This window comes from Rhodococcus sp. IEGM 1305, from assembly GCF_030058635.1.
GTDB classification, from domain to species: Bacteria; Actinomycetota; Actinomycetes; order Mycobacteriales; family Mycobacteriaceae; genus Rhodococcus_F; species Rhodococcus_F opacus_D.
Genome location: NZ_JASHKX010000007.1, coordinates 251,891 through 262,475 on the forward strand (window position 1 = coordinate 251,891; position 10,585 = coordinate 262,475).

The following is a 10,585-nucleotide window of genomic DNA, read 5'->3' on the forward strand; positions in this document are numbered from 1 at the left end:
GTCAGCGTTTCGGCCTGCCGAACGTGATGCTCGGCGCCGTCACGGTGACGGACGCGATCCGGACCGCCACACCGGACGGCTTCGGCGGCTCGGCGTCGATGATCGTGGGGTGATAGTCGACCTGCTCGGGCGACGGACGGGCCGGCGAGAACACGCTCCGGACGACACCGATCGGCGTGCGGGCAATCGCGTCGGCCGACTGCTGGATCTGTTCGAGCGTCCGGAACACCGTGTCGAAATTGTCGGACTGCTGGGTGGTGCTCACCGCCTCGACCACCGGCCGCATCGTCCGCAGCAGGAACACGACCTCCTCGAGCAGTTCCTCGGTGAGCCGGAGGATGTGAAACGACGTCTTCGCGACCTCGATCGGCACGGTCACCGCACATACGGCGACGCGGACCGGCCCCTCGGCAGCCGAGGCCGCCCTCCGGACGGTGCGCTCGACGGGGGACGGCACGAAACGGAAAACGAAGATCACCAGTCGACCCCCTCACAGCACGGCGTCCTATCAGTGCCGGGGAGGTTACCGCGCACACGCTCGCCCCGCAGGACGAGCGAGCGCCGTCAACCCGGCAGCAGGGCCCGCACGGCGTCGATGGTGTCGGCGTCGGCGGCAGTCTTGTCGGGGCGGTAGCGCAGGACCCGCGCGAATCGCAGCGCGAGCCCGCCGGGGTAACGCGTACTGACCTGGACGCCGTCGAGTTCGATCTCCACGACGAGGTCGGGGTGCAGATACACGGTGTGATCGTCGCGGTTGCGTTCGTGGCGCGGGAATTCGTCCGTCTGCCACTGCAGTAGCGCGTCGGTGAGGCCCTTGAACGTCTTGCCCACCATGATCGGTTCGCCGCCGTCCGGGTCGCGCGCACCGAGATGCAGGTTGGACAGGTAGCCGGTGCGCCGCCCGTAACCCCATTCGGCGCCGAGCACCACCAGGTCGAGCGTGTGCTCCGGTTTCACCTTCTGCCAGGCGCGGCCGCGTCGTCCCGCCGCATACGGAGCGGCAAGCGATTTGACCATCACCCCTTCGTGACCGGCGGCAAGGGCGTCGTCGAAATGGGTTGCGGCGGCGTCGCTGTCGGGGCGGATCAGCCCGGGGATGCGGTGTTGCGGGGCAACGCGTTCCAGGGCGTCGAGCCGCTCCTCCAACGGCGCGTCCAGAAGGTCGACGCCGTCGAGGTGCAGGCAGTCGAAGAAGTAGGGGTGCAGCAGCAGGTCGCGGGCGGACTCGGCGCCGAAGCGGCTCATCGTCTCCTGGAACGGTCGGGGCCGGCCGCTGTCGGTGAGTGCCAGCGTCTCCCCGTCGAACACCGCCGACGTGCAGGGCAGGCCGGCGACGAGTTCGACGAGTTCCGGCACGCTGCCGGTGATCTCACGCAAGGTGCGGGTGAAGATGTGCACGTCGTCGCCGTTGCGGTGCACCTGGATGCGCGCGCCGTCGAGTTTGTACTCGACGCTGACGTCGCCGCCGAGTTCGGTCCACGCGTCGGTGAGTGACTCGGCGGGGGAGGCCAGCATGGGCCGGACCGGTCGCCCCACCTCCAGCCGGAACGCGGTGAGGGCGTCGACCCCGCCGTCGAACGCCGCGACCGCGGTCGCGGGCAGCCGTCCCGACAGCATGAACGCCCGGCGCACCGGTTCGACGGGAAGGTCGGCGGCCGCCGCGATCGCGTCGGTCATCACCCCCTCCAGAGCACCCTGGCGAAGATCGCCGGTGAGCAGTCGCAGCAGGAAGTCCCGCTCGTCGGCGGTGGTGCGGGCGAAGAGGTCCGCGAGCAGTTCGCGTCGGCGAGCGGCGGATCCGGAACCGGAGATCCCGGCGACGGCGGTGACAGTCCCGTCGAGTTCCGACACCGTCACGGACGGCACGTCGGCCGGGGTGGCGGGAATGTCGGCGATTGTCCGCCAGCCGATCCCGATCCGGCCCTGCCGAAGCTCCCCGGACAGCCACGCCACCACCGGTTCCACCTCGGCCGGCTCCAGCTGGGTGAGGACCTCGCGCAGCGCCCCGACCTTCACCTTGCGCGACCGCGTGGCCCCCACGTTCCGGGACGTCGCGACGATCTGCGAGAACAGCACACCCCGACGGTAACCGGAACGTCCCGTGGGCGGTCAGAATCCGCCTGATCGAAACGCTGGGCCGACCCGGCCGTGGTTCCTAGGCTATCGACGATGAGCACCCCACGTCGCCGGCCGCTGAAGACGGTCACGGGAGTCAGCGGCGCCGTGAGCACCTATGCCGCCGCCATCGATCCGCAGCAGTCGACCGTCGCGTCGTCGATCGAGATCGCGAAGATCGCCGAGGCCAACAAGTTCGACGCACTGTTCGCCGCCGACCTCCTGAGTTTCGGGGCGCAGGGCGCGATCGGCGCGCAGGAACCGCTGATCTTCCTGTCGGCGCTCAGCGCTGTGACCTCGCACGTCGGGCTGATCGCGACGGTGACCACCACGTTCCACCACCCGTACAACCTCGCGCGGCTGTTCGGCACCCTCGACCACGTCAGCAACGGTCGCGCCGCCTGGAACGCCGTCACGTCCTCACTGGGCGAGGAGAACTACAGCGACCGCGACCTGCCGAGCCCCGAGGAACGCTACGCCCGCGCCACGGAATCACTCGAGGTCATCAACGCGCTGTTCGACAGCTGGCAACCCGGGGCACTGACGTCCGACGGTGCCGGGGGGACCACACTCGACGCCGATCGGGTGCGGCCGATCGACCACGCCGGCAGGTACTTCACGGTGAAGGGACCGTTGAACATCCCGCCGCTGCCGCAGCGCCGTCCCGTGCAATTCCAGGCCGGCCAGTCCGCGGCCGGCGTGGAACTCGGGGCCCGGTTCGCGGAGGTCGTGTTCACGTCGCTGCCCACCCTCGACGACGCCGTCACCTACACCAAGAGCATCCGGGCGCGGGCCACCGAACTCGGCCGCGCCGACGGACTGCCGCTGATCATGAGCTCCTTCCACGCCACCTACGGCGCGTCCGAGGAGGAAGTGCGACGACTGGTCCGGGAACAGGAGGAGGCAACGGACCTCGACGCCGGCCGGATCCGGCTGGAGGACATGCTCGGTGGCGACATCGACCTGTCCGGGCTGCCGCTCGACAAGCCGATCCCGGCCGACGTCCTGCCCGACGTCCGGTCGGTGAACCGCCGCCGCGGCCGGGTCGAAATCTTCAGCCGGCTCGCCGCGTCCGGGCGGACCCTGCGCGAGCTGATCATCGCGTCCAAGGACACCGGCCACTGGGCGGTCGCGGGCACGCCCGAACAACTCGCCGACGCCGTCCAGGAACGCTACGACGCCGGTGTCCTCGACGTCATCTCCCTCGGCGGGCTCGCCGAGGAACGAACCCGGGACTTCGTCGTCAACGGTCTGCTGCCCGAACTGCGGCGTCGCGGAATCGTCGGCGACGACTACGTGGGCGGCACGTTCCGGGACAATCTGGAACTACCCCCGTTGCCCCCTCGGGATTGACGTCAGTTCTCCACCTCGGTGCCGTCCACGACGATCCGCACGCGGTCGGGGTAGAACGACACGTGGTCGTCGATGCCCGACGCCTCCGCGGTGGTGAATGGGTAGAACCAGGCGGCGTCCTCGACGGGCGCGGAGCCGCCCGACCCGGTGAACGACAGATACGACGCCGTCCCCTTGTACGGGCAGGACGTCCTGGTGTCGGAGGCGGTGAAGAACTCGGACCGCACGTCGATGCGGGGAACGTAGTAGCGCACCGGCAGTGACGTCTCGAACAGCAGTCGCGGGCGGACGGAGTCGGCGACGAGCGTGTCGCCGATGAACACCTCGACGTGCCGGGACGACGGCAGCACGTCGACCCGGACATACGGGTCGCGGGGGTGGACGAACACCTGCTGATCCTCCTCGTACCAGGCGTCCATCCTGTGCCAGTAGAACGCGACGTACGGGCTGAGGTCGAGGGAGTCGTCCAGTTTCACGTCGTAACCCCACACGGATTGTTCGGCGCGACGATCGCCGACGACGAGATCCCAGTACCGGGCCTTGCCCTTCCACGGGCACGTCGTGGTCGCGTCGACGGGCTCGAGGAGGTCGAAGTTCACGTCGTCGCGGGGAATGTAGTAGACGGGCAGGTGCCCCTTCTCGAACAGGTACACCGAACGGGTGGTGTCGGCGACCACCTGACCGCCGAAGAACACCCGGATGCGCTTGTGATTGGGTTCGATCGAGATGCGGCCGTTCTCCGCGAACTGCTGGGTGGCGGCGGCATGCGTGAGAGCTGTGGACATCACTCCATGGTGCGCCTTCGGCGCCGGTGCGTGGTTAAGGAGGCTCTGGACTCGTTAACCACGCACGGGTGCGGAGCGCCGCGACACCGGCTGTCACGACCCACACCGTGAACGGGTAGAGGGCCAGGCGTTCGGTGATGCCGAACGGTTCGCCGGGGAGGAGGATCGCCACCATTCCGACGACCCCGACGAGGCAGCAGAGACCGGTCCAGAGCGCGAAGATGCGCCAACGCTCGTAGAGCGCGATTGCGATGACGATCATGGCGGCGTTGCGGGCGACGAACGTCGGGGTCGCGACCAGTTGGTGCAGGTGGGCGTCCACGTTGATCGGAACGACGCCCGTCAGGGCCGCACTGACGGCCGCCAGGCAGAGCAGCGTCAACGCGGCCCGGCGCAGGCGTCCCGGTGGCAGGAACTCGCGCAGGCCCACCGCTCCCGCGAGAATGAGCACCCCGGTCAGCACGAAAGCGCTGTTGATCACCGTGTGCAGCGGTGAGCACAGCCGCGCGGTCGCAGCCTGGGCTGCGGAGCCGTCGCAGCCCGTGACACCCAGATTGCTGACCGAATTGGTCCGCACCTCGTACGGCCGCGGCCAGGCGCGTGCGGTCACGACCTCCGCGAAAAAATACAGGGCGATGAGTACCCAGGCCGTGGCTCCCACCCGCACAGCCAACAGTCGCTGGGCGGGTGACGGCGTTCGCACGACGCTCACCCCTCCGAACCGTACCCGGCTCACCGAGTGGATTGTTGACAATCTTCGGGAGCGGCTCGACCATGTAGCCATGGCCCCGCTGACGAGAACTCCGGTAGCTGACTCCGAAGAGACGGGACAGATCGACGCGTGGCTGAGCTGACACGTCCCGCGGCCGACCTGCATGCCGAGCTCGCCGAGCTGGGCATCGACCTCGACATCGGATCGCGGCGGCGCGCCGAATACTCCTTCGACGCCTCCAATTACCGGGTGCCGCCGCTGGCGGTGGCGTTTCCGCGCAGCGCCGGCGACGTGGTGGCGATCGTCCGGGCCTGCACGGACCGCGGCATCCCCATCACCAGCCGCGGCGGCGGCACGTCACTCGCGGGCAACGCGATCGGCAGGGGAGTGGTACTCGACTTCTCCCGGCACATGAATCGGGTGCGGGCCGTCGACGCGTCCGCCCGAACTGCCGTCGTCGAACCCGGCATCGTCCTCACGGACCTGCAGAAAGACGTGCAACTGGCGACGGACGGCGCGTTCACCTTCGCTCCCGACCCGTCCAGCAAGTCCCGCGCGACCGTTGGCGGCGCGATCGGCAACGACGCCTGCGGCAACCACTCCGTGCGGTACGGCCGCACGTCCGATCACGTCGTCGCGCTCGACCTCGTGACGGCGAACGGGCACCGGCTGACCGCCACCCGCGACGGGCTGCGGGCCACCGATCCCGGCGACGCGTCCGCGGTGAGCGAGGCCGGGCGGATCGCCGCCGGACTCGACGCGCTGACGCAGGAGTATCTCGGCGACTTCCGGCTCGAGCTGGGCCGCATCCCACGGCAGGTGTCGGGATTTCACCTGGCGAACCTGTTGCCCGAGAACGGCTTCGACGTGGCCCGCGCCCTGGTGGGAAGTGAGGGGACGTGCGCGGTGATCGTGGCCGCGACCGTCGCGCTGGTGCCGGTGCCGCCCGCGGCGATGCTGCTGTGCCTCGGATACCGCGACCTGGTGGACGCCGCCCGCGACAACGCGCTGATCCTCGCGTACTCGCCCGCGGCGATCGAAGGCATCGACTCGGCGATCGTCGACACCATGCGGCACCTGCGCGGCGCCGACTCCGTGGTCGGGCTGCCTGACGGCGAGGCCTGGCTGTACGTCGACCTCGACGGCGAGGACCTCGGCGAGGTGAAACTGCGCGGGGCCGAACTGGTCTCGAAGCTGCGGGCGGCAGGACGGCTCGTCGACTCACGGGTGGTCGGAGACCCGGCCGAACGCGCGTCGCTGTGGCGGGTACGCGAAGACGGCGCCGGACTGTCGGCCCGACTCGTCGAGGGCGGCGAATCCTGGACGGGCTGGGAGGATTCCGCCGTCGCACCCGACCAGCTGGCCGACTACCTCGTCGACATCAAGGCCCTGCTCGCCGAATTCGGCCTCACCGGCGTGATGTACGGGCACTTCGGCGCCGGCTGCATGCACATCCGCATCAACTTCGACCAGCGCACCGAGGAGGGCCGGGACGTGATGTCGCGGTTCATTCACCGCGCCGCGGAACTGTGCGTGCGGTTCGGGGGATCGATGTCGGGGGAGCACGGCGACGGTCGCGCACGGTCGGCGCTGCTGCCGATCATGTACACGCCCACCATGATGGCGGCGTTCGCGACGTTCAAGCGGCTCTGGGATCCGGCGGCCGTGCTGAACCCGGGCAGTATCGTGGACCCCGAACCGCTGCTGGGCAGTCTGGCCCTCGACGGCGTGAACCCGCGGGCGTGGCAGACGACTTTCGACCTCACCCCCACCAGCGACGTCCCCGTCGCACCGTTCGTCCACGCCGTCCAGGGGTGCATCGGGGTGGGCCGCTGCCGCGCGTCGACCGGCGGGGTGATGTGCCCCAGCTTCCGCGCGACCGGCGACGAGAAAGACTCCACCCGCGGCCGGGCCCGCGCCCTGCAGGAGATGGTCCGCAACTCGCCGACCGTCGCCGACGGATGGCGCTCCGAGGACGTCAAGGAATCCCTCGACCTCTGCCTGTCCTGCAAGGCCTGTTCCACCGACTGCCCGGTGGGCGTCGACATGGCCACGTACAAGTCCGAATTCCTCGACCACCACTACCGCGGCCGGGTGCGTCCACTGTCGCACTACTCCCTCGGGTGGCTGCCGGTGTGGCTGAAGATCGCCGAACGGTCCGCCCCCGTGATGAATCGGCTCACCGCGGGCCGACTGGCGAAGGTTGCGGCCAAGCTGGGTGGTCTCACCCCGCACCGGTCGATGCCGGAGTTCGCGTCCCGCAAGCAGATCCGCCGCGAGGTCGGGGAGACGTCGCGGAACGGCACCGCGGACGTCGTGGTGCTCGCCGACACGTTCACCCGCGGATTCCGCCCCGAGGTGGTCGGCGCCGCGTCGCGGGTGCTCGCCGAGGCGGGCCTCAGCTCGCAGTGCCGCAGCGACGTCTGCTGCGGGCTCACCTGGATCTCCACCGGACAGCTGAAGCAGGCGAAGAAGACCCTCGCCAAGGCGGCCGAACTCCTCGACGACGGCACCGACCGCCCCATCGTCGTCCTCGAACCGAGCTGCGCCGCCGCGTTCCGCAAGGACCTGCCCGAACTCGTCCACACCGACGCCGCACGACGCGTCGCCGCCCGCGTGCAGAGCTTCGCCGGCGCCGTCCTCGAGCGGACCCAGGAAGGCTGGACCCCGAGCGTGGCGCTGCCCGACGACGTCACCGTGCAGACCCACTGCCACGAATACGCCGTGTTCGGCGCGGCCGGCCAGCGGAAGGCCCTGCAGGCGGTCGGGGTCGAACGCGTCCGCGAGGCCACCGGATGCTGCGGCGTCGCAGGAAACTTCGGGTTCGAGGCCGACCACTACGACCTCAGCATGCAGGTGGCGGAACAGGCACTCGCCCCCGCACTGCGCGACAGTCCCGAAGAAGCAACAGTGCTGACCGACGGGTTCAGCTGCCACATGCAGGTACGGCAACTCGACCCGACCCGATCGTCGCAACACCTCGCCCAGCTGCTCGACCCCGCACCACCGTCGAAACCCGAACACCAGAGCGGAGACTGACATGTCGCAGTTGTCGATGACCAGTGAACAGCGCGAGAAGTTCCTCGCCGACGTACACGTGGGGGTGATCGCCGTCGACCGCGACGGGCGGGCACCGCTCGCCGTGCCCATCTGGTACGGCTACGAACCCGGCGGCGAGGTGTACGTCTGGACCGGACGCGGGTCGCTGAAAGAGCGGCTGATCCGCGCCGCCGGCCGCTTCAGCCTCGTCGCCCAGGACGAGAAGCCGCCCTACCGGTACGTCAGCGTCGAAGGTCCGGCGGAGTTCGACGAATCACCCACCGCCGACGTCGTCCGCGAACTCGCCACCCGCTACCTCCCCGCCGAGGAGGTCGACAGTTTCGTCGAGGAGGCGTACGACGACAGCGCAATCGTCATCCGCATGCGGCCGGAGCACTGGCTGAGCGTCGACTACGGCAAAGGCGCGTAGCGCCCGTGCGCCTTTTTGGTAGCTGGGACAACCAGAAAGGCGCACGGGCGTTCGGCTCACGCTGATTCTGACGATGGCGGCGCGGGCCGATGTGGGGAAGCGTTGAAGGGCAGTTGTTCCGCCTCGACAGGAGCACCCTTCATGACCGAACTTCTCGACCTGAGCACCGACGTCCTCGTCATCGGCGGCGGCCCCGCCGGAACGTGGGCCGCGCTGCGCGCACGGCAATCCGGGGCGGACGTCGTCCTCGTCGACAAGGGGTACTGCGGAACCAGCGGCGCCACCGCGCCTTCGGGCACCGGCGTCTGGTACGTCGACCCCGACCCGTCCGCGCGGGCGAAGGCCAAGGCCAGCCGCGAAACGCTCGGCGGCCATCTCGCCGACCACCACTGGATGGACCGCGTCCTCGACCAGACGTACGCGAACATGAATCTCCTCGCCGAGGAAGGCCGGTACCCGTTCCCCGTCGACCCCGACACAGGCAGGCGGATCCGCACCGGACTCCAAGGGCCCGAATACATGCGGCGGATGCGGGCATGGGTGAAGAAGGCGGGCGTCCGGATTCTCGACCACTCGCCGGCCCTCGAACTGCTCGTCGACACCGACGGCCAGGTGCGCGGCGCGGCGGGCCACCAGCGCCACGACGACCGCGACTACCGGATCACCGCGGGCGCCGTCGTGATCGCGAGCGGCGGCTGCGCGTTCCTGTCCCGCGCCCTGGGCACGAACGTCGACACCGGCGACGGCGCGCTGATGGCCGCCGAGGTGGGTGCGACGTTCTCCGGCATGGAGTTCTCCAACGCGTACGCGATCGTCCCCGCCAACTCCACCATCACCAAGACCGCCTACTACGGCTACGCCACGTTCTTCCACGCCGACGGACGGGTCCTCGAGGGCGCCGGCTCCACCAAGGGGCGTTCGGTGATCGCGAAAACGCTGCTGTCCGAGCCGGTGTTCGCCCAACTGGACCGCGCGGACGACGACGTGCAGCGCCAGATGCGACTCGGCCAGCCCAACTTCTTCCTGCAATTCGACCGTCGCGGCATCAACCCGTTCACCGACCGCTTCGAGGTCAGCATGCTCGCCGAGGGGACGGTGCGCGGAACCGGCGGCATCGACGTGGTCGACGACACCTGCGCCACATCCGTCCCCGGCCTGTTCGCGGCGGGCGACGCCGCCACCCGCGAACGCATCTGTGGCGGTTTCACCGGCGGCGGCAGCCACAACTCGGCGTGGGCGATGTCGTCCGGCAGCTGGGCGGGCACGGGGGCCGCGCGGTTCGCGCGAACCGAACGTCGGGTCCGGGCGGGCGAACTGCGTCCCGCCGGCCGGGCCGGACTGCGGCCCACGGGGCGGTCGGGGCTGGAGGCATCCGCCGTCGTCGCGGCCGCGCAGGCGGAACTCATCCCGTACGAGAAGAACTACCTGCGGGACGGAGTGCGTGTGCAGGGTGCGCTCGACGAGCTGGAGTCGTTGTGGACGGCGTTGTCGCTGGGCCTCGGCGGCGACTCCGGCGACGACCGTGTCCGGGCCCGTCAGGCCGCGGCGATCACCGCGGTGGGGCGGTGGATGTACCACTCGACGCTCGCGCGGACGGAAACCCGCGGAATGAGCAAGCGCGCCGACTACCCGGACCTCGACCCCGCGCAGCACCACCACGTGCTCACCGGTGGGCTGGACGACGTGTGGACCTCGACCGGCGCGGCACGCAGCGGGCTGTTGCGGGTGGCCTCGTGATCGAGGTGCTGCTGGCCGAGGCGTGCATCGGCTGCGACAAGTGCGTCGACGCATGCCCCACCAACGTGTTCGACCGCACCGACACCGGGATCCCCGTGATCGCGCGGCAATCGGACTGCCAGACGTGCTTCATGTGCGAGGCGTACTGCCCGGTCGACGCGCTGTACGTGGACCCGCAGTCCACGCCGCTCGTCGACGGGCAGGACATCCCGGAGGACCACATCGGCCGGTACCGCGAGAAGCTCGGCTGGGGGAAGGGGCGTGCCGCAGGCTCGCTCACGGCGGTCGGGCCGTCCCTGCCGCACGGGGCACCGCCGCCGAGGCTTCGCCCGTGAGTGCGTAGCGAGTCCAGGGACTCGTGTCTGAGTTCAGGACATGCAGGACAGTTGATGTCTCAGGACATCGAGGACACTG

At 69.7% G+C, this 10,585-nt stretch carries 9 protein-coding genes; 5 read left to right on the top strand and 4 right to left on the bottom strand.

The genetic code is table 11. The features are described 5' to 3' along the window. Position 1: 1 nt before the first annotated feature. A complete protein-coding gene (locus tag QM693_RS14965; protein ID WP_283352741.1) occupies positions 2–478 on the bottom strand; it encodes a hypothetical protein in 477 nt (158 codons plus the stop codon). Between the two features lie 86 nt (positions 479–564). Then, complete coding sequence (locus QM693_RS14970; RefSeq protein WP_283352742.1) at positions 565–2,076, bottom strand: ATP-dependent DNA ligase; 1,512 nt, start codon at positions 2,074–2,076, stop codon at positions 565–567. Positions 2,077–2,169: 93 nt separating this feature from the next. Here QM693_RS14970 and QM693_RS14975 point away from each other — a divergent pair, with 93 nt between their 5' ends. Continuing rightward, positions 2,170–3,468, top strand: coding sequence for an NtaA/DmoA family FMN-dependent monooxygenase (locus tag QM693_RS14975; RefSeq protein WP_283352743.1), 1,299 nt, complete (start codon positions 2,170–2,172; stop codon positions 3,466–3,468). Positions 3,469–3,470: 2 nt separating this feature from the next. Here QM693_RS14975 and QM693_RS14980 read toward each other — a convergent pair whose 3' ends face one another. After that, positions 3,471–4,253 (bottom strand): DUF427 domain-containing protein, encoded by a 783-nt coding sequence (locus tag QM693_RS14980; protein ID WP_283352744.1) that lies wholly within the window; start codon positions 4,251–4,253, stop codon positions 3,471–3,473. 34 nt (positions 4,254–4,287) lie between these two features. Next, on the bottom strand, positions 4,288–5,037 hold the full coding sequence (locus tag QM693_RS14985; protein ID WP_283352745.1) for a DUF998 domain-containing protein: 750 nt from the start codon (positions 5,035–5,037) through the stop codon (positions 4,288–4,290). A gap of 57 nt (positions 5,038–5,094) precedes the next feature. Between QM693_RS14985 and QM693_RS14990 the strand changes: the two genes are divergently transcribed. The 4 genes from QM693_RS14990 to QM693_RS15005 all read left to right on the top strand — a co-directional run bounded on the left by QM693_RS14990 (position 5,095) and on the right by QM693_RS15005 (position 10,506). Beyond that, the gene (locus tag QM693_RS14990) at positions 5,095–8,004 is read left to right on the top strand and encodes an FAD-binding and (Fe-S)-binding domain-containing protein (protein ID WP_283352746.1); all 2,910 of its coding nucleotides are present in this window, start codon (positions 5,095–5,097) and stop codon (positions 8,002–8,004) included. Between the two features lies 1 nt (position 8,005). Then, positions 8,006–8,434, top strand: a complete 429-nt coding sequence (locus QM693_RS14995) for a pyridoxamine 5'-phosphate oxidase family protein (protein WP_105413566.1) — start codon at positions 8,006–8,008, stop codon at positions 8,432–8,434. Positions 8,435–8,575: 141 nt separating this feature from the next. Continuing rightward, positions 8,576–10,171 (top strand): FAD-dependent oxidoreductase, encoded by a 1,596-nt coding sequence (locus QM693_RS15000; RefSeq protein ID WP_283352747.1) that lies wholly within the window; start codon positions 8,576–8,578, stop codon positions 10,169–10,171. Then, positions 10,168–10,506: a 4Fe-4S dicluster domain-containing protein gene (locus QM693_RS15005; RefSeq protein WP_005254107.1), complete on the top strand. Its 339-nt coding sequence runs from the start codon at positions 10,168–10,170 to the stop codon at positions 10,504–10,506. The genes QM693_RS15000 and QM693_RS15005 overlap by 4 nt, the downstream gene beginning before the upstream one ends. Positions 10,507–10,585 lie beyond the last annotated feature (79 nt).

What these genes read in the sequence shown, in the direction of transcription:
- QM693_RS14975 (WP_283352743.1), top strand. Translation starts at nt 2,170, where the DNA reads ATGAGCACCCCACGTCGCCGGCCGCTGAAGACGGTCACGGGAGTCAGC.
- QM693_RS14980 (WP_283352744.1), bottom strand. Translation starts at nt 4,253, where the DNA reads ATGTCCACAGCTCTCACGCATGCCGCCGCCACCCAGCAGTTCGCGGAG.
- QM693_RS14985 (WP_283352745.1), bottom strand. Translation starts at nt 5,037, where the DNA reads ATGGCTACATGGTCGAGCCGCTCCCGAAGATTGTCAACAATCCACTCG.
- QM693_RS14995 (WP_105413566.1), top strand. Translation starts at nt 8,006, where the DNA reads ATGTCGCAGTTGTCGATGACCAGTGAACAGCGCGAGAAGTTCCTCGCC.
- QM693_RS15000 (WP_283352747.1), top strand. Translation starts at nt 8,576, where the DNA reads ATGACCGAACTTCTCGACCTGAGCACCGACGTCCTCGTCATCGGCGGC.